We start from the raw sequence: 19130 nt of genomic DNA, 5'->3' as shown, positions 1-19130 counted from the left end.
GGAGACTGCACATGTCACGGCTATTGCTCGTCGGGGGCGGGCGCGGACTCCAGTCCGACCTGCGCCGCCTCCACCCCGAGGTGACGACGGTCGCCCTGCTGCGGGCCTCCGGTCTGGCGCTGGTGCCGGAGCTGGGCGCGAACGACTTCGCGGGCGTGCTGCCGGACGACGCGCCGGTGTCCGCGTGGGTCAAGGCCGCCCGGTCCATTCAGGAGGCGCTGCCCTTCGAACGGGTCGTCGCCCTGGCCGAGATCGACCAGGACAAGGCAGCGGCCATCGCGGCCGACCAGGGGTTCACCTACCACGCCCCGGAACTCGTCGAGCTCGTCAACAACAAGCACCGTATGCGTCAGGTGCTGGCGAAAGCCGGGCTCACCCAAGTCCCCTCGGCCCGGCCACAGTCCGTCGAGGAGGCGCTCGCCGCGGCGGCCGCCTGGGGCTATCCGGTGGTGGTCAAGCCGAGCGGTGGCCGTGGCAGTGCGGGCGTCACCGTCGTCCACGGCCCGCAGGAGGTCGAGGCCGCCTACCGGTACGCCGAGCGGTGGGGAGCGGACGTCGGAGAGCACGGGGCCTGTCTGGCCGTCACCCCTCCCATGATGGAGGGCTTCGTGAGCGGCCCCGAGTTCAGCGTCGAGAGCTTCACCATCGACGGCCGGCACCACATAGCGGCCGTCACCGAGAAGTTCGTGGACCCCCACACCAAGGTGGAGATCGGGCATGTGATCCCGGCCCGGCTGTCCGCGGCGGACCACGAACAGATCGCCTCCTACGTCGACGCCGTTCTCACGGCGCTCGGCGTCGGGTTCGGGATCGGCCACACCGAGGTGATCCTCTCGCCCTCCGGCCCGGAGATCGTCGAGACCCATCTGCGCAAGGCCGGGGACGAGATCATCGAACTCGTCCACGACTGCACGGGCTGGCATCTCGACGAGGCGACGGTGCTCCAGGCCGGGGGCAGCCCCGTTCCGGCTCCGCAGTGGTCGGAGGACGAGGCCCGCAAGGGGCTGCACTACCGGGGCGCGGCCGCCATCTGGTACGCGGGCTCCGATCAGGGAGGCACGTTGACGACCGTCCGCGGCCTCGACGAACTCCAGGACATCGAGTCGGTCCGCGACGCCCGCCCGCTCGCCCAGATCGGCGACAAGGTCGAGCCGCTGCGATCCTCACTCAGCCGGCTGGCCCGGGTGCGCGTCACGGCCGACGACGCCGACACGGCCGTCGAACTGGCCCGTGGCCACATCGAATCCCTCCAGATCGAGATCGAAAGGGAACCGTCGTGACCGCGGCCGACCGCAGCAGCGCACGAGTGCCCTTGCGGCAGGGCGGCGACGACCGGCTCCAGTCGCTGTCCGGCGACCCGCTGTACAGCGCCGGCTTCCTGTCGTTCGCCGACACGCAGCTGGCCGGCAGGGTCGAGACACACATCTACGCGCGCAGCGAGGACGAGTGGTCGGCGGCGGTCCTCGGCCATGAGTACCTCGACCGGATCCCACTGACCTTCCATCTGCCGTCCTACCTCAACGCCGTCGACGTGGACGTGGACGCGGACGTCGTCGGCGGCCGCTGGCTGGTGTTGGGCACGCCCGTCCGTTTCCGCTCGGGACTGCTGGGGGATCCCGGCGAACTGGCCCGCCTGGTAGACGACCTGGTCGACGGGGCGCGCGCGGACGGGTTCGACGGCGTGGTCGTTCCCTGGGTGGAGAACAGTTCCGCCGACCTGTGCGACATGCTGGCCGACGCGGGATTCCAGAGCGCGTTCTACGACGCCGACTGGTACTTCGACACCGGACGGCACGACTCCGTCGAGGAACTGATCGCCTCACTGCCCCGGGTACCCAGGCGGAACTTCACCAACGACCGCAAGCGGTTCGAGCAAGCCGCCATCACGGTCCGGGAGTTCGAGGTCGGCGACGAGTCCGACGTGATCGCCATGCACGCCGAGTTCATGGCGGCCTACGGACACCCGGTGCCCGAGTTCGCCGACTCCGCCTTCGCACAGTTCGCCGGTATGGGAGGCGGCACCATCGAGGTCGCGGTCGACGAGAGTGGACTTCTCCTCGGGTTCGTCATGATGCTGTCCGGCGCCTCGAGCGGTCATGTCCTGCGCTGGGGGAGGCGGCAGACGGCCGTCGACGCGCGTATCTACGCCAACCTCGGGTACCACCGCCCGCTGGAGAACGCCCTGCGCAACGGCGTCGAGCGCGTGTGGTTCGGCAAGAACGCGCATGAATTCAAGCGGCTGCGCGGACTGACCCCACAGCCCGCCTCCGTATGGGCGAAGGCGCTCCACCCGGCCGCGGAGTCCCGGCTGAGCATCGCCATGAAGGAGGCGGACGCCGCCTATCGCGCCCGCTACGAGCGATTGACCGGCTCATGCTGACGACCGTGATCATGGGCGCCGGGGTCGCGGGACGGGAACTGCACCACCGCTCACTGCGGCGGGTACGCCCGGACCAGCCGGTGGTGTTCGTCGACCCGGTGCCCCAGCAGGACGTCCCGTGGGTCCCGGACTTCGACGCGTTCACGGAGCGCAACAGGCCCTCCGATGCCGTCGTGCACATCTGCACCCCCACGCCGACCCATGTGCCGATCCTCGGCGAGCTGATCGAGCGTGGGGTGCGCAGGTTCGTGCTGGAGAAGCCGATCGCGTCGAGCAGCGCGGAACTCGACCTGCTCGGCAACTGGGTCGCCGAGGTCCCGGACCTCACGATCCTGCCCATGGCGGTCTGGCCGTACTCCGCCGCCGTACAGACCGCGCGGGACTTCGTCCGGCTGACCCTCGCCGGCTCGGACGGCGACGGACTGGTCCTGCACATGGCGCAGGAGAAGTTCCGCCGGGTCGACTCCACCCGCAACCGCGGCGGGACCACCTCCGCCTTCGACGTCGAACTGCCCCATCAGGCGCTGCTCGCACGGCACTTGCTCGGACCGGTGGACGAGGTGGAGGAGGCGGAGTGCTGGCCCGCGCCATGGGCGGCGCACGATCCGTCCTCGGGCGGCGCCAGGCTCAGGCTGCGCCATCGCAACGGGGCGGTCTCCCACCTGTCCACCGACCTCGCCGCCGCCGAGCGCCGGCGCCACATACGGCTGACGGCGGGGACCGGGACCAGGTGGTGCGAGGTCGGACTGCCGCTGAGCCGGGACAGGCCCTGGTCCCGGGTGCGCCGCAACGGCATGCCGCAACTGCGCTACGACGACCGGCCGATCGACGCCTTCCTCGACCACGCCTACGGCGCCTTCGAGGAACGAGCGGGTCTGACGTCCCCCACCGTCCCCTTCGACCACCACATCGACGCGGCGGATCTCATTTTGACAGTGCGCGCGGCGGCACGCCGCATACGAGGAGCAGATGATGCCCGTACGGTTCTTCACGACACACCGAGCCCTGGCTGAGGAAGAGGACTTCCTCACCGAGGCGTTGAACGGCCTGAGGTCCTCTCCCACCCGGACGAACGGGTCCCTGGTGCGGCAACTGGAGGACGAGGTCGCCTCCCGCACGGGCGCGGCACACGCCGTGGCGTGCAACTCGGGCACCGACGCGCTCGTCGCCCTCCTGCTCGCCGCCGGCATCGGACCCGGTGACGAGGTGATCGTCCCGGTCTACAGCTTCTTCGCCACCGCGTCGTGTGTCGTGCACGCAGGCGCGACGCCCGTGTTCGTCGACGTCGACCCGGACAGCTACGCCCTGACCGCGGACTCCGTCGCCGCCGCCGTCACCGAACGGACCGCGGCCGTACTCGTGGTGCATCTCTTCCACCAGATGGCCGACATGGAGCCGCTGCGCACCCTGTGCGACGAGCGGGGACTGCTCCTGCTGGAGGACAGCGCCGAGGCCATCGGCATGACCCAGGGCGGCCTGCACGCGGGCCGCTTCGGCGCCGGCGGCGTCCTGTCGTTCTTCCCCACCAAGACCTGGGGAGGGCTAGGCGACTGCGGTGTCATCGTCACCGACGACCTCGGGCTGGCCGACCGGGCCCGCGAGGTGGTGGCGGGGGTGTCCGCAACGCCCTGGTGCAGCGAGGCCGACGAGGTGCAGGCGGCCGTACTCCTGGCCAAGGCCCGCCGACTCGACGGCGAGATCGAACGACGACGTGAACTCGCGCAGCGCTACGACGAACGCCTGAAGGCGGTCCAAGGAGTACGCACACCCCGCCTGAAAGAGGCCCAGCAGCCCCAGAACCGCGTCTGGTACGTCTACCTGGCCGAGCTGGAACACCGCGACGAGCTGGCCGCCTTCCTGGCCGAACGCGGTGTCGAGACCGAGGCGTACTACCCGCGCACGATCGCGGACCAGCCGTGCTTCTCCGGCTCCGGATCGGGCTCCGGCCCCGCCGACCGCAGGGCGTCGTTCCCGAACGCCGAGTACGCCGCCACCCGCGCGCTCGGGCTGCCGCTCTACCCCGACATGACCGACGCAGACGTCGACGAGGTCTGCTCCGCGATCACCGACTTCTATTCAGCAAAGGCGAATTGATGGGCGACGCCATTCAGGGAAGCCGCCGACTCCTCGACGTCGATCTGCTCCAGGAGTGCCTGAAGCACACGGCGGAGTCGGACATGTACATCCTCAAGACGGCCACGAGCGCGCTGGAGGAGGCGCTCGTCGAGAACCTGCCGGGGTGGCGCGCGGTCGGCGTGAGCGGCCTCTTCGGCGCGGTCCTCCTCCTCGCCCTGAGCGCGGACGCCGCGGACGACGCCGTCCAGGGCGCGCACCTGCCGAGCCAGGCCGCCGCGGCGATCTCCGCCGGGCGCCGCAGCAGCGCCCTCACCTTCGACTCCGGCGCGCCTCGCCCCGGGGGGCGCTGGACGCTGTACGACTGCGCGCGCTCCGAGCTCCCGGCCGCGGGCTCGCCGGACGACAGCCGTCGGCACGGCGTGGTGGTCAGGGAGCTGTCGACGGTCGAAGCCCTCGCGGACCGGCCGCTCGACGCCATCATGCTGGACCTGTCCGGCTCCCAGGAACTGCCCCCCGCCGGCGACATGGCGGTGCTGTTCACCCGGGACACGGCGCTGGAAGAGCACTGGCGTGCGCTGCGCAACCACGGTCAGCCGGTCGGGCGCCGCTTCCACCACGAGTACGTCGGTGTGAACTCCCGTGTCGACGAGGTCAACGCCCGCTACCTGCTGGCCCAACTCCCCACGGCACCCGACCGTGGGAAACGGCTCACCGAACTCCGCTCCCGGCTGACTCAGGCCTGGACGGACTTCGGGGCACGACCGGCCCCCGACCTCCACGAAGGCGGCGGCGTCGTCCTGACCCGGGTGTCGGCCGACGCGCTGGCCGTCCTGACCCGGCACTCGATCCCGGTGCGCACCCTCGACCACGGAGAAGTGCTGATCCCCGTGCTCGCGGACCTGGACGACACCGAGGCCGAGAGCATCGAGCACCTGGCCGGCACGGCGAAGGGGAGCGGCGCATGACCATGGGCGAGAACGGGACAGGCCGACTCCTGGGCATCGGGGACGAAGGCGCGAAGGCCCTCGAAGACCAGATTCGGCTCCACCGGGAACTCGGCTGGCGGGCCCTCGAACTGCGCACGATCGACGGGACCGCGCTGCACGACATCCCCGACGACCGGCACGAGGAACACGCCCGCCGGCTGCGCGAGTCCGGGATCACCGTGGCCGTACTGGACACCCCGATCGGCAGCTGGGCCTACGACGTCGGGCGCCCCCTCGACGAGGACGCGCGCATGCTCGACCGGTACGCGGCCATCGGGCGCACCTACGGCACGACGCGGATGCGCGTCATGTCCTACCCCAACGACGGCCGCCCCGAGGGGGACTGGCGTCGCGCCGCGCTACGGCGCATGTCCCACCTGGCCGCGCGGGCGAGCGACCTGGGGATCACCCTCCTGCACGAGAACTGCCACGGCTGGGCCTCCACCGACCCGCACAAGTCGCTGGAAATGCTGGCCGAGGTCGGCAGCCCCCATCTGACCCTGCTGTTCGACACCGGCAACGGAGTCTCGTACGGCTATGACTCCCTGGAGTTCCTCGCCCCGATCGTCCAGCACGTCCAGCACGTCCATGTGAAGGACAGCACGACCGTCGACGGGGAGGTGGTCTTCGTCGAACCGGGCACCGGGGACTCCCGCGTGCTGGAGTGCGTCGAACTCCTCGAGGAGTCCGGATACCGGGGGCTCTACAGCATCGAGCCCCATCTCCACCTGGTCCCGCACCAGAAGAAGCGCGGCGACGCCTCCCGTATGCCGGCGGAGTACCTCGCCTACGGGCAACTGACCGAGAACCTGCTGGCGAAGGTGGTGCGCCCCGCCGCGGCCTCGAACACGGTGGAGGGGGAAGTCGGGCATGGACCGAGCTGAAGACCTCGACTGGCTCGTCGACGTCCTGTCGGTCGACACGGTCTCCCCTCTGGAGGGAGGCGACCCACGCGGCTTCGCCGCCGCTCAGGACCTGGTCGAAAAGGGCGCGGCCCAGCGGGGGTTCACCACGGTGGCACGCTTCGCCCCGGGCCTCGCCCTGCTCGACGACCCGCTCGTCCCCGCCGTCGTCACGGACGCGGCCGACGAGTACGGCCCCGACTTCCTCGCGGCACAGCCGTCCGTCGTGCTCGGCATCGGGGACGCGACGGATGCTCACCGCACGATGGTGATCAACTTCCACCTGGACACGGTCGGACCGCATCTGCCCCCGCGCCTCGACGGCGAGTTCCTGCGCGGCCGGGGGACCGTCGACGACAAGGGGCCCGGGATCGCCGCCATGACGGGAGTGGCCCGGGCGTTCGCCCGCCGACCCGAACTGCGCGAGCACATCCGCGTGCTGGTCATGAGCGTGCCGGCCGAGGAAGGCGGAGCCCTCGGCACCTACGGCACTCGGTTCGCCCTGCGCCAGGCCGGGATCGACGCCGCCCTCATGGTGGTGGCCGAGCCCACCGGCAACCGGTTCCTCGACTGCTCCAGCGCGGTGATGACCCCGCAGATCGCGGTGTCCGGTCAGGACAGCACGGACGACCACCCCTACGAGGGAACCAACGCGACCCTGGTGCTGGGCCACGCCGCGGTCCATCTGTCCCGCACCCTGGCCCCGGTCGCCGAGGAGGTGAACGCCAAGCTCTGCATCGCCGGCCTGCACACCGGCACCTCCCACAACCGGGTCTACGGGACCGGATCCCTCAAGCTCAACATCGCCTACTACGACGACGTGGCCCGGGCCCGCCTCGAAGCCGCGGTGGAGCGTGCCTTCCGGGAACTCCCGGGGCAATTCCGCTCCGACCTGGCGGGGTCGGCCCCGGCGCGGCAGGTCGCGAGCCGGTACGAGCAGGTGGTCACCCTGAACTGGCTCAAGCGCGGCTACCCGGCGCTGGCGAACCGCCATCCCCGGCTGGAGGGCGTGCTCGCCGCCGCGGGGCTGGAACGGCACGACGGCGCCGCCGACGGATCGGCCTTCACCTGCGATGCGATCTGGGCCGCCGAGCACGCCGAGTACGTCGTGGTGTGCGGGCCCGGAGACCTGGGGCGCAACGGGGCCCATACGGATCTCGAACATGTGCGGCTGCAGGACCTTCAGGAGTACGCCGAGCGGATGGAGCGGCTGACGCTCGCCTTCGCCGAACACGTCCGGTCCGGGGACCAGCGACGAGAGCAGAACCAGAGGCACGGAAAGGAAAGCGCATGAAGCTGGGCATCATCGGACTCGGTGTCATCGGCCGTGAGTTCGTCGCGGCGATCGACCGGCTCCCCGGGGTGACGCTCACTGCGGTCTGCGACGCGTCTCCCGCGCGCCTGGAGGAGTACGCCGGCCAGCAGATCGCCACCTACACCTCGCACACGGACCTCATCTCCGCGCGGGACTGCGAGGCGGTGATCGTGGCGCTTCCCAACCACGTCCACGGCCCCGTGGTCTCCGATCTGCTGGGCGCCGGACTGCACGTGTGCTGCGAGAAACCCCTGACCCTCGACCCCGCCGAGGCCGCGGAACTGGTGCGCAAGGCCGAGGAGCACGGCGTGCTTCTGCGTACGGCCTTCCACCGCCGGTTCAACCGGAACCTGTTGTCCCTGCGCGACGACATCGCCACCCGCGACGCGGCCGTCCGCTCCGTCAAGGTCCGCTACCACGAGGACATCCGGGAGCACACGGGCGGCGAGGACTGGTACCTGGACCGCGACCGGTGCGGCGGCGGCTGCATCGTCGACAACGGCCCCAACGCGCTGGACATGGCCCGGGTCGTCGTCGGCGAACTGACCCTGCGGGACGTGACCCTCGGCGACGTCCGCAAGGGCATGGAGCACTACGCCGTGCTCGACCTCGAAGGCGGGGCGGGCGAAGAGGTCAGGGTCGAACTCGACTGGGCCTTCACGGCGGGAGAGGCCAAGGACATCGAGGTCACCCTCACGGACGGCAGCGTCCTGTCGGCCGACATGCTGGAGGGCTTCACCGAGTTCAAGTCGTCGCTCGCCCACGAATACGTCGGCATCGTCGACGACTTCGTGTCCGGCGTGGCCGACGACACCGCCCATCCGGATCAGCTCGCCCTGGTCCGCATCGTCCACGACGCGCTGGAACGCGGCCGGCGCAAGCACGTCCGGCTGCGGATGCCGAGCAAGCTGCCGGTCCGCACCAGCGTCGTGCGCCTGCTGTTCCACGAGACGGTCCGCCGGGGCATGCTGCTCGCCCACGCCGGATCGGCCTGCATCCGTGCCGGAGACATCCACGAGCTGGTCGTCACGCGCGAGGACACGGATGTGGCGGGCGCGCGCATCGACCATGTGGCGTACCTCGGATTCATCGAGTTCCTCGACCCGGCGATGCTCACCCGGGGCGACACCTTCTGGATCGGGGACCGCAAGCTGGGCGTGTTCGCCGGATACGACGAGAGCCATCTCCCGAACCATCTGAACCTGATCCTGTCCGCCGACCGTCTGGTGACGGCCGAGGACATCGATCTGCGGCCCCAGGACGTCATCATCGTGCGCGAGGGGCCCCAGCGTGAGTTCCGCGAGAGCGCCGACCCCGGCGCCTGGACCAACCAGGCGCCGCAGCGGTGAGCGGTGTTCAGGTGGAGCAGGGCACCGCGAAACCGCGCTTCACCACGCGGCTGGCCATGGTGGTCGCGCACTACGGCATCGTCGGCATGGGCTACTTCGGCGTTCTGTCGGTGCTCGTCGTCGCGCTGCGGGACGAGAAGCTGACCGCGGGCCAGGTGGCCCTGTGCTCCAGCACCTTCCTCATCTCGTCCAAGGTCGCCAAGATCCCCCTCGCCGTGTTCATGGACAGGCTGCGGCCGAGCATGTCGCTCCTCGCCGGCTGCTGGCTGGCCGGCGCGGCCTTCGCGCTGCTGCCCACGGCGTCCTCCTTCGCGGCCGTCCTGGCCGTTCTCTTCCTGGCCGGGATCGGAGTCTCGATCAACGCCCTGGCCAGCAAGCAGGTCGCCGCCGAGGCCAGCGACGGCGTCAGTTCGCGGACCACGGCCTTCGCGACGATCAACGTGGCCGTCAACATCGCGAGCGCGGTGGCCGCCCCGGTGGCCCTGTTCATCATCGACGAGGGGCGAAAGCAGCTGCTGTTCATGGCGATCGGCGGGATGTACGCCCTTGCCGGAACGGTGTCCGCCTGGTCGTTGCGCAGCCCGAAGAGCACTGCGGCGGCGCGGCCGGGATGGGCCGTCTACCGTGAGGTGATCCGCACTCCGCACCTGTGGCGCCTGCTGATGGCCAACGCGTTCGGATGGTTTCTCTACGCCCAGCTCTTCAACGCCCTGCCGCTCTACGTCACCGAGAGCCTGGACGCGGGCGCCGAACTCGGACTGCTGTTCACGGCCAACGCCCTGCTCATCATCGTGCTCCAGGTCCCCCTGGGGCACGCCTTCGAACGCATCACGCGCGGCGACGCCGACCTGCTGATGGCGCTGTCCTTCGTGACCTTCGGCGTCGCGTTCCTGATCGGCGGCGCCCTGCCGGGATTCATCGGGCTCGTGGCGCTCGTCGTGGTCTTCTCGACGGCCGAGGCGATGTTCGTGCCCTCGGTGGACGTGAGCCTGCTGGAGAAGATCGACCCCACCCAACGGGCCGCGGGCTACAGCGTCGTGTCGATCGCGACCGCCGTCGGAGAGACCGCCGGGGCGTCGGCGGGCCTCACCGTGCTCGCCTGGATGCAGGGACTCCACGCCGACCGGGGTTTCTGGCTGCTGGCCGCGACGGTGGCGCTGATGTTCGCCGGCGTGGCCCGGTGGGGGCGTCCCGCCCGTGGAAAGTCGACCCAGGAGCAACTGTGAAGATTCTTGTAGTGGGGACCAACCGCCCCTGCCATCGCACACTGATGGACGCCGGCCACGAAGTGGTCCTGGCCGTCGAAGCCGACAAAGTGATCCCGGCCGACGACCAAGGGTATGCGAAGGTCGTCCCTCTCTCGTCCGACGCCGTGCAGTCCGGCACGGTCGACGACAACGACCTCGCGCCCCATCTCGGGACCGGCATCGAGGTCGTCGCCAGTTACCACGACAGCTACTACGAGGTGGCCGCCGCGCTGGCCGCGGGGCTGGACGCCCGATGCGTCGTGGACCTCGCGGTCACGCGGGTGCTGCGGGACAAGTACGCGACCCGGCTGAAGGTCGCCGACCTGGAGTGCGGCCGCGTGAACAGCGCCGTTCTCGAGCCCGGCCGGCCACTGGACTCGCTGGACGGCGTCGGCTTCCCGTGCGTCGTCAAGCCACTGGACTCGGAAGCCAGCATGGCCGTCACCTTCGTCCACGAGGCGGACCGGCTCGCCGAGGCGGTCGAGCGCGCCCGCGACGCCGATCGGACGGGCCGATGTCTGGTCGAGGAGATGGTCAGTGGGCCCGAGTTCAGCGTGGAGACGTTCTCCGTGGCGGGCCGCCACCATGTCCTCGCGGTCACCGAGAAGTTCAAGCTGCCCGAGAGCCCGGTGGAACAGGGGCATCTGATTCCCGCGCGTTTGGACGACAACGACCGGAAACGGATCGAGAATTCCGTGTGTGAGGTCCTCGACCATATCGGACTCACGGACGGACCCGGCCATTCCGAATTTATCCTCAGCCCTTCCGGACCGAAACTCGTCGAGAGTCACAACCGAATGGGAGGTGACAGAATCGGAATACTGGTGGAACTGGCCACGGGCATCGACTACATTGAACTCGTCGCTCGCCACGGCGCACTGATTCCCGTGCATCCGAGCGATTTGGAGCCGAGCCGGAAGCACCGGGCGGCCGTGTGGTACTCCGCCGACGAACCCGAAGGTGACGCCGCCACGGTGACCGAGGTGACGGGGCGCGACGCCGCCGACGCCGTGGAACACGTGGTCCGCACGGAAATCCTCAAGCCGCCGGGCGCCACCGTGTCCAGGATCAAAGGCAGTTTCGACCGACCGGCCCTGGCCATCGCGTCAGGACCACCAGAAGCCGACGTACTGGAAGCCGCCAGGACGGCTGTCTCCCGGCTGACTTTCCACTATGTGCAATGAGAACGCCATTTCCGGTGCACCGTGTGCACCGTGTGCCTCGTGCAGGAAAGGGAACGGCAATTGAAAAGCAAGGGAACGGAAAGCTCGACAGATCTGGCCGTCATCGGATTGGGATACGTAGGCCTCCCGCTGGCCCAGGCCGCCGTCAAGGGCGGCCTGTCGGTGGTCGGTCTGGACGTGAACCAACGGGTCGTCGCCGACCTCGACGCCGGCCGCAGCCATGTCGACGATCTCTCCGACGCCGAGGTGCGGGAGATGCTCGCCCTCGGCTTCACGGCCACCACTGACCCCGAGGTCCTCGCCTCGGCGGAGACCATCGTCATCTGCGTCCCCACCCCGCTGTCGGAGACCCAGGGGCCCAACCTGACCGCCGTGTCCGCCGCGGCCGAGACCATCGCCGACCATCTGCGCCCCGGCGTGCTGGTGGTGCTGGAGTCGACGACCTACCCGGGCACCACCGAGGAGGTCGTGCAGCCGCTGCTGGAGAAGAGCGGCCTGATTGCCGGCCGGGACTTCCATCTGGCGTTCTCCCCCGAGCGGGTCGATCCGGGCAACGAGACCTGGGGGATCGTGAACACCCCCAAGGTCGTCGGCGGACTGACCCCGACCTGCACCAAGGCCGCCGCCGCGTTCTACGGTCGGTTCATCGACGCCGTCCACCGCGCCTCCTCCCCGAAGGAGGCCGAGATGGCGAAGTTACTGGAGAACACCTACCGGCACGTCAACATCGCGCTCGTCAACGAGATGGCGGTCTTCTGCCACGACCTGGGCATCGACCTGTGGGAGGCGATCTCCCTGGCGAAGACCAAGCCCTTCGGCTACCAGGCCTTCTACCCCGGCCCCGGGGTCGGAGGGCACTGCATCCCGATCGATCCCAACTACCTGTCGTACAAGGTCCGCACCCTCGGCTATCCCTTCCGCTTCGTGGAGCTGGCCGGGGAGATCAACAACCGGATGCCGGAGTACGTGGTCAACCGGGGCATGAGGGTGCTCAACGAGGACCGCAAGGCGTTGGCCGGGGCACGTGTGGTGCTGCTGGGCGTGACGTACAAGCCCGACATTGCCGACGAGCGGGAGACGCCGGCAGCGTCGGTGGCACGCAAACTGATCGCTGCGGGAGCCGAACTGGCCTACCACGACCCGTATGTGTCGGACTGGCGGGTCGACGGCCGGCCGGTCGAGCGGGTGGCGGACCCCTCCGGGGCCGAGGCCGACCTCTACATCCTGCTCACCCATCACCGGGAGTACGTCGACAGCAAGGTCAAGGGGTGCCGTCCGCTCCTGGACACACGCGGGATCCTCGAAGAGGAAGGCGTCACCAGGCTCTGAGGGAAGCCGAGCGGCTGCGGGTACGGCGAAGGCGGCGGCCCCGGGGATCGGGGGGCCGCCGCCTTCGGTTCTGTCTGGCGGTGTCGGCTCAGTACCAGCCGTTCGACTGCCAGAAGTTCCAGGCGCCGCACGGGCTGCCGTAGCGGTCCTTCATGTAGTCCAGGCCCCACTTGATCTGGGTGGCCGGGTTGGTCTTCCAGTCGGAGCCGGCGGAGGCCATCTTGTTGCCGGGCAGGGCCTGCACGAGGCCGTAGGCGCCGCTGGAGGCGTTCGTGGCGTTGACGTTCCAGTCGCTCTCGTGGTCGACGATCTTGGAGAAGCACTGGTACTGGGCCGAGTCCGAGATCATCTTCTGCGCGATCTGCTGCGCCGAGCCGGCCCCGGTCGTCGCGGCCTGCGCGGGCGCGGCGGCGAACAGGGTGCCGGCGGTGGCGGCGGCCATGGCGGCACCGGCGAGGGCCTTCTTCGGAGCGGAGAGGCGACGGAAGGTGGAAACGACGGACACGGGGAGCCTTTCTTCGGGGACAGTGCGCCGCGGGCATGCCGGAACCACGCGATGCGAGGCGGGGGGCATGCGTCGGCGCCGCGGCCCTGAGGGCACGTCGGCGCCGTGCGACGTCATCCAGAGAAGCAGGCCGGGAAGGTGTCCGCAATGAGCCTGTTTGCTAGTTGTAGTCGTATGTAGGGTGAAGGTCGTTTGTGTGACGTGGCTCTCAATGCGCAGGTCAGGACCCAAATAGACGTGAACATGGCATCCGATTTGTCCCACTAGGGCGGATCGTAGGTGATGTGGGTCATGTGGGGTGGTTCACCGGGTTGCTGACGGTCCGCGCTCGGGCCCTCACCCTGTGGGAGCGTCGAATGTGACCGGGCTCTCGAAGGCCGCCCGGCGCGTGGCTCGGCGCAGCGCCTTGAGGATCGCCGGACCGAGCGTGAAGGTGAGGACGACGGTGACGATCGCCCGTCCGAGGTCCCAGCCGAGCGACGTGGCCAGGCAGTACGCGACGAAGCGGGCGAGATTGGCGAGAGGCCCGGCTTGCGGGTCGGGGGCGAGCGGCGAGCCGTCCGGGTCGAGGTAGGGCCAGCCCTGCATGTTCATCACCGTGCCGTAGACGAAGGCGGCGAGGAAGCCGTAGCCGGCCAGCAGGAGCAGCTCACCGCGGCCGCGCAGGCGGTCCGGGCCCGGCAGCAGTCCGGCGCCCATCGTGAACCAGCCCATCGACAGCATCTGGAACGGCATCCACGGCCCCACCCCGCCGGTGAGCAGAGCGGACGCGAACATCGTCACCGCGCCGAGAACGAAGCCGAAGCCGGGGCCGAGGACCCGGCCGCTGAGCACCATCAGGAAGAACATCGGCTCGATACCGGCCGTACCGGCGCCGAGGGGGCGCAGGGCGGCGCCGGTCGCCGCCAGCACGCCCAGCATCGCCACCGCCTTCGGGCCGAGCCCGGACTCGGAGATCGTCGCGGCGACGACGGCGACCAGCAGCAGAAGCAGGCCGGTGAACAGCCACGGGGCGTCCTGGGCATGCGCGCTCACCTGTGCGGTGGGCGGAGCGAGAAAGGGCCAGCCGAGCGCGGCGACGCCGACCGCGCTGACCAGGACGAGGGTGGCGATGGAGCGGGGTCCCAGGCGGACGGCCCGGGCCTGGCGAGTGGAGCCGCCGGTCATGCGAGGGCCTCCCTCACCTCGGCGACCGTGAGCCACTTCTGCGGGGCGAGGATCTTGGCCACCTGCGGGGCGAAGGACGGCGAGGCGACCACTACGTCCGCTGCCGGGCCGTCCGCGATCACCTCGCCCTCGGCGAGCAGCACGACCCGGTGCGCGAGCTCGGCGGCCAGCTCCACGTCGTGCGTGGCCAGGACGATGGCGTGCCCCTGGGCGGCGAGGTCGCGCAGCAGCGTGACGAGGCGGGCCTTCGCGGCGTAGTCCAGTCCCCGGGTCGGTTCGTCTAGGAGGAGCAGCGAAGGGCGGGCGGTCAGGACGACCGCCAGCGCGAGCGTCAGGCGCTGGCCCTCGGAGAGGTCGCGGGGGTGGGTGTCGTCGGAGATGTCCGGGAGGAGCTCGGAGACGAGGGTGCGGCAGGTGCCGGGCGCTGCGCTTGCGTCGGCGTCGGCGGCGGTGCACTCGGCGGCGACCGTGTCGGCGTAGAGGAGGTCGCGGGGTTCCTGTGGGACCAGGCCTACGGCTCCGCCGAGGGTGACGGCTCCTGCAGAGGGCTTGACCAGGCCGACGAGGGTGTTGAGCAGGGTGGATTTTCCGGCGCCGTTGCGGCCCATGAGGGCGATGGTTTCGCCGGGGGTGACGGTGAGGTCTACGTGGCGTAGGGCCTGGGTGCGGTCGCGGGTTACGGCCAGGGCTTGTACTTCGGCCGCGTAGGCCGGGGGTTGCGTGGGGGTGCGCCTGCGCTTGAACCATCGGCGGTCGGTGGGCTTTTCGCCCAATGGCTTGGGGGGTGTGGGTTGTTGGCGGGTGCGGGTTCGTTGTGGCTGGTCGCGCAGTTCCCCGCGCCCCTGAGGGGCGATTGAGTCCCGTTGCCTGAGCTGTTCCCGCAAGTCTGCCGCCCGTCGCCGCGCGTCCCGGACCGTCAGGGGCAGGGGGGTCCAGTCCGCCAGGCGGCCCAGGGCCACGACCGGCGGGTACACCGGCGATACGGCCATCATCTCTGCCGGGGTGCCCAGGATCGGGGCCGTGCCCGGAGAGGACAGCAGTACGACCTGGTCGGCGTACTGGACGACGCGCTCCAGGCGGTGTTCGGCCATCAGGACCGTTGTGCCGAGGTCGTGGACCAGGCGTTGGAGGACCGCGAGGACCTCTTCCGCCGCGGCGGGGTCCAGGGCCGAGGTGGGCTCGTCGAGGACCAGCACGCTGGGGTGCGGGGTGAGTACCGAGCCGATCGCGACGCGCTGTTGCTGGCCGCCGGAGAGGGTGGCGATGGAGCGGCTGCGCAGGTCGGTGAGGCCGAGGAGGTCCAGGGTTTCCTCCACCCGGCGGCGCATGACGTCAGGGGCGAGGCCCAGGGACTCCATGCCGTAGGCCAGTTCGTCCTCGACGGTGTCGGTCACGAAGTGGGAGAGGGGATCCTGCCCCACCGTGCCCACCACGTCGGCGAGTTCGCGCGGCTTGTGCGTGCGGGTGTCGCGGCCGGCCACCGTGACGCGGCCGCGCAGGGTGCCGCCGGTGAAGTGCGGGACGAGCCCGCTCACCGCGCCGAGGACGGTGGACTTGCCGACTCCCGACGGGCCGACGAGCAGCACCAGTTCGCCCTCCGGGACCTCGAAGTCCACGCCCTGGACGGTGGGTTCGGCGGCACCGTCGTACGTCACGGAGACGTTCTCGAAGCGGATCACGACGGCTCCTTGAGGGCGGGATTCAGGGGGGTGGGATTCCTGGGTGCGGGGCTGATGAAGGCGGGGAGCAGGCCGAGGAGGACGGCCGCCGCGGGCCACAGGGGGAGGGCCGGGGCGACGAGGGGGACCACGCCGGGGTGCAGGGCCGCCGGGTCGCGGGCGGCGGCCAGGGCCAGCAGGGCGGCGACCGCCGCGCCGGAACCGGCGACCAGCCAGGCGCGGGCGTCCCAGCGGTCCGGGCGGTAACGGGTGCGCAGGGAACGGCGACCGCCCAGGCGCAGCCCGGCCAGCGCGGCGACGACTCCGCAGAGGAGCACCGGGAGGCCGTACGTCCCGCCCTCGGCGGTGAGCAGTCCGTACGTTCCGGCGCAGACGCCGAGCAGGCCGCCGAGGGTGAGCGCGGCCGTCGTACGGCGGACGCGGGGCGGGACGTCGGCGGTGCGGCCGTAACCGCGGGCGTCCATCGCGGCGGCGAGGGCGACCGAGCGCTCCAACGCGCCCTCCAGGACCGGGAGTCCGACGTGCAGGAGGCCGCGGATGCCCTTGTCGGGGCGGCCACGGAGGCGACGGGCGGCACGAAGACGCTGGACGTCGGCGATCAGGTGGGGGGCGTAGGTGAGGGCCACGACCACCGCCACGCCCATCTCGTAGAGGGCGCCGGGGAGGGACTTGAGGAGGCGGGTGGGGTTGGCGAGGGAGTTCGCCGCGCCCACGCAGATGAGGAGGGTGGCCAGCCGCAGGCCGTCGTAGAGGGCGAAGAGAAGGGTCTCGGCGGTGACCTTGCCGCCCAGGCGGATGCCCTGCGCCCAGTGCGGGAGGGGCAGTTCGGGGAGGGTGACGATCACATGCGTGCCGGGGACGGGGGAGCCGAGTGCCACGGCGAAGACGAGGCGGATGAGGAGGACGGCCAGGCCGAGCTTGACGAAGGCCGTGTAGGAGCGGGCCCAGGGGGCGTCGGGGCGGCAGGTCGCCACGACGTAGGCGGACGTCGCTATGAGGAGGGTGAGGAGGAGGGGGTTGGTGGTGCGGGTGGCCGCGGTACCGAGGGAGAGGGACCAGAGCCACCAGGCGCCGGGGTGCAACTGTGCCCCTGCCATCACGCCCGCCGCCGCCGTGCCTGCCAGATCGCTGCCGCGCCCAGGACGGCCACTACGGCGATCCCCGCGACCAGACCCAGCGACGGGCCGCCGTCCGCCCCACCCTGCTTCGCGCCGGCCGTCTTCTCTGCGGCCGTCGGCTTCCTGTCCCCCGACACCTGCTCCCCGCAGCCCGTCTCCGGATACCCCGAGATCGCGCACAACAGGGCGTTCGTGTCGTACCGCAGGGGCTTGGCCACCGCGGCCAGGGCCTCTGCGGTTGTCGCGTCCGGGGTCACCCGGGCGCATGCCGTACGGCGGGCCGGGGGCGTCTCGCCGGACGGGGCGTCGGCCGCCGTACCGAAGTCGATGACCAGGGCCACCCGCTTCGTGCCGTCCTGCGCCGGCGTCCTCGCGCAGATCACGTCGAAGGCGGCGGCACCCCTCGGCTGTGCCGCGTCCTTGGAGTCCGCACTCACCGCGAAGCGGAAGCCCTGGACATCGCCGTCGGAGGGGCGGGCGAGGGAGGGCCCCTGGGTGGCGTAGATCCAGCCGGCCCCGTCGCGGTCCCAGAAGGACCAGTAGCGGTAGCCGGTCGCCTGGGCGGCCGGGGCCGCGCCGGTCAGGAGGACCAGCGCGGCCAGGAGCGTCGCGGCGGCGCGGCGGATCACGGTCGCTTGCCCTTGTTGCGGCCGCTCAGCAGGAACCCGATGCCGATACCGGCGACCAGGCCGACGCCGACGATCCACCAGACGCTGACGCCGCCGCCGTCGGCGACCCGCTTCGCCGCGGGCTTCTCCGAGGCCCTCCCCGACGCGGCCGCCGACCGCGGCGCCGGGCCCGTCGAGTTGAGCTGCTCGACCAGGTCCGTGCCGCCGAAGTCGCGAGGGTCGGTCCCGGTGGCGTGGGCGGCGAAGATCAGCTGGGCGTAGGCGGCGGGGCCGCTCTTGGCAGCCCACTGGGCGGAGTTCTGCTCCAGCCACCGCAGGGGCTTGCGCGCGGCCGCGGCACCGCCCTGCGCGGCGAGTGCTACGACCGCGTCGGCGGTGTTGCCGTAGTCGGGCTGGTCCTTGGCACCCGGCATCGCGGACGTGAGGTGGCCGTCCTTCGACAGTGCCTGCGTGAGGTAGGCGGCGCCGTTCGCTGCGGCCCGCTCCGGGGTGCGGTCGCCGGTGTCGGTGCAGTCGGCGCTCGCCGGCTTGCCCGCCCCGACCGGCATCCCCTTGCCCAGCGCGCCCAGCACCGCCGCGGCCGTCGCGTCCGCGTTGGCCGACAGCGCGCCCTTCTTGTCGGGCTGGAAGGCGAAGGCGCCCGCCCCGTCGCCGTCGCACGGCAACGCAAGCTTCAGCAGGGCGTCGTACGGCGACTTCCCGCCCTTCACAACCTCCGCCGGCTTCTCGCCCACGGCGGCCAGCGCGCCGATCACGACCGACGTCGAGTTCGCGTCGCTCGCCCCGCCCGCCGCGTAACCCCAGCCGCCGTCCTTGTTCTGGACCGACTTCAGCCATGAAACCGCCTTGCCGGTCGCGGCGTCGTGCCCGCCGAGCGCGGCCAGCGCCTGTACGGCGGCGGCCGTGTTGTTGGTGTCGACCGGGGTCTTCGCGTCGCAGGCCGCACTCGTGTCGGCGCGGTACGGCGCGAAGGCCCCAGTCGCGCACTGCTGGCCCAGCAGCCAGTCCACCGACTTCGTCGCCGGCTGCACGTCGACCGTGTTCTGCGCGAGCAGCGCGAGGGACTGGCGCCAGACGCCGTCGTACGTGGGGTCGGTGCCGCCGTACAGCGCGGCGGGGAATGCCTGCGACGGCGATGCGGAGGGGGTCGGGTCGGCGGCTACGGCGGGCGCGGCCGTGCCGATCACGGTGACGGCTGCCAGGACCGCGGCGCTGCGGCGGACGTACATGATCGGCGGGTGCCCTTCCCTAAGGGGAGCCGGGC

17 protein-coding genes are annotated in these 19130 nt (G+C 70.9%); 11 read left to right on the top strand and 6 right to left on the bottom strand.

Features of this window, described 5'->3' with window-relative positions; all coding sequences use genetic code 11:
• Positions 1–11 precede the first annotated feature (11 nt).
• From EHO50_RS02420 to EHO50_RS02370, 11 genes are read left to right on the top strand one after another with little or no spacing between them, the layout of a single operon-like run.
• Positions 12–1280, top strand: a complete 1269-nt coding sequence (locus EHO50_RS02420; RefSeq protein ID WP_128428111.1) for an ATP-grasp domain-containing protein — start codon at positions 12–14, stop codon at positions 1278–1280.
• Positions 1277–2380, top strand: a complete 1104-nt coding sequence (locus EHO50_RS02415; RefSeq protein ID WP_164904732.1) for a GNAT family protein — start codon at positions 1277–1279, stop codon at positions 2378–2380. Before EHO50_RS02420 ends, EHO50_RS02415 begins: the two co-directional genes overlap by 4 nt.
• On the top strand, positions 2374–3393 hold the full coding sequence (locus tag EHO50_RS02410; RefSeq protein WP_164904731.1) for a Gfo/Idh/MocA family oxidoreductase: 1020 nt from the start codon (positions 2374–2376) through the stop codon (positions 3391–3393). Before EHO50_RS02415 ends, EHO50_RS02410 begins: the two co-directional genes overlap by 7 nt.
• Complete coding sequence (locus EHO50_RS02405; RefSeq protein ID WP_246100992.1) at positions 3350–4474, top strand: DegT/DnrJ/EryC1/StrS family aminotransferase; 1125 nt, start codon at positions 3350–3352, stop codon at positions 4472–4474. Before EHO50_RS02410 ends, EHO50_RS02405 begins: the two co-directional genes overlap by 44 nt.
• Positions 4474–5421, top strand: coding sequence for a DegT/DnrJ/EryC1/StrS family aminotransferase (locus EHO50_RS02400; protein WP_128428109.1), 948 nt, complete (start codon positions 4474–4476; stop codon positions 5419–5421). Before EHO50_RS02405 ends, EHO50_RS02400 begins: the two co-directional genes overlap by 1 nt.
• Entirely contained in the window at positions 5418–6326 is a 909-nt protein-coding gene (locus tag EHO50_RS02395; protein WP_128428108.1) for a sugar phosphate isomerase/epimerase family protein, read from the top strand. Before EHO50_RS02400 ends, EHO50_RS02395 begins: the two co-directional genes overlap by 4 nt.
• The gene (locus tag EHO50_RS02390) at positions 6313–7638 is read left to right on the top strand and encodes a M20/M25/M40 family metallo-hydrolase (protein ID WP_128428107.1); all 1326 of its coding nucleotides are present in this window, start codon (positions 6313–6315) and stop codon (positions 7636–7638) included. Before EHO50_RS02395 ends, EHO50_RS02390 begins: the two co-directional genes overlap by 14 nt.
• Complete coding sequence (locus tag EHO50_RS02385) at positions 7635–9008, top strand: Gfo/Idh/MocA family protein (RefSeq protein ID WP_128428106.1); 1374 nt, start codon at positions 7635–7637, stop codon at positions 9006–9008. The genes EHO50_RS02390 and EHO50_RS02385 overlap by 4 nt, the downstream gene beginning before the upstream one ends.
• Positions 9005–10234 (top strand): MFS transporter, encoded by a 1230-nt coding sequence (locus EHO50_RS02380; protein WP_128428105.1) that lies wholly within the window; start codon positions 9005–9007, stop codon positions 10232–10234. Before EHO50_RS02385 ends, EHO50_RS02380 begins: the two co-directional genes overlap by 4 nt.
• Positions 10189–11439, top strand: a complete 1251-nt coding sequence (locus EHO50_RS02375) for an ATP-grasp domain-containing protein (RefSeq protein ID WP_164904730.1) — start codon at positions 10189–10191, stop codon at positions 11437–11439. The genes EHO50_RS02380 and EHO50_RS02375 overlap by 46 nt, the downstream gene beginning before the upstream one ends.
• Positions 11440–11499: 60 nt before the next feature.
• Positions 11500–12768: a nucleotide sugar dehydrogenase gene (locus tag EHO50_RS02370; RefSeq protein WP_128428103.1), complete on the top strand. Its 1269-nt coding sequence runs from the start codon at positions 11500–11502 to the stop codon at positions 12766–12768.
• Positions 12769–12856: 88 nt separating this feature from the next.
• On the opposite strand, the gene EHO50_RS02365 is transcribed toward EHO50_RS02370, so the two are convergent.
• The 6 genes from EHO50_RS02365 to EHO50_RS02340 all read right to left on the bottom strand — a co-directional run bounded on the left by EHO50_RS02365 (position 12857) and on the right by EHO50_RS02340 (position 19095).
• Entirely contained in the window at positions 12857–13273 is a 417-nt protein-coding gene (locus EHO50_RS02365) for an aggregation-promoting factor C-terminal-like domain-containing protein (RefSeq protein WP_164904729.1), read from the bottom strand.
• A 336-nt stretch (positions 13274–13609) separates the two neighbouring features.
• Complete coding sequence (locus EHO50_RS02360; protein WP_128428101.1) at positions 13610–14440, bottom strand: ECF transporter S component; 831 nt, start codon at positions 14438–14440, stop codon at positions 13610–13612.
• Complete coding sequence (locus EHO50_RS02355) at positions 14437–16119, bottom strand: ABC transporter ATP-binding protein (RefSeq protein WP_128428100.1); 1683 nt, start codon at positions 16117–16119, stop codon at positions 14437–14439. Before EHO50_RS02355 ends, EHO50_RS02360 begins: the two co-directional genes overlap by 4 nt.
• Positions 16116–17216, bottom strand: a complete 1101-nt coding sequence (locus tag EHO50_RS02350) for an energy-coupling factor transporter transmembrane component T (protein WP_128428099.1) — start codon at positions 17214–17216, stop codon at positions 16116–16118. Before EHO50_RS02350 ends, EHO50_RS02355 begins: the two co-directional genes overlap by 4 nt.
• Positions 17216–17866: an SCO2322 family protein gene (locus EHO50_RS02345; RefSeq protein WP_128428098.1), complete on the bottom strand. Its 651-nt coding sequence runs from the start codon at positions 17864–17866 to the stop codon at positions 17216–17218. The genes EHO50_RS02350 and EHO50_RS02345 overlap by 1 nt, the downstream gene beginning before the upstream one ends.
• Positions 17863–19095 carry an SCO2321 family membrane protein gene (locus EHO50_RS02340; protein WP_128428097.1) on the bottom strand — a complete coding sequence of 411 codons (1233 nt, stop codon included), beginning with the start codon at positions 19093–19095 and terminating at the stop codon, positions 17863–17865. The genes EHO50_RS02345 and EHO50_RS02340 overlap by 4 nt, the downstream gene beginning before the upstream one ends.
• Positions 19096–19130: the final 35 nt, after the last annotated feature.

It is taken from the genome of Streptomyces cyaneus (assembly GCF_004028635.1).
Taxonomy (GTDB): Bacteria; Actinomycetota; Actinomycetes; order Streptomycetales; family Streptomycetaceae; genus Streptomyces; species Streptomyces cyaneus.
This window is presented reverse-complemented; position numbering and strand designations above follow the sequence as displayed.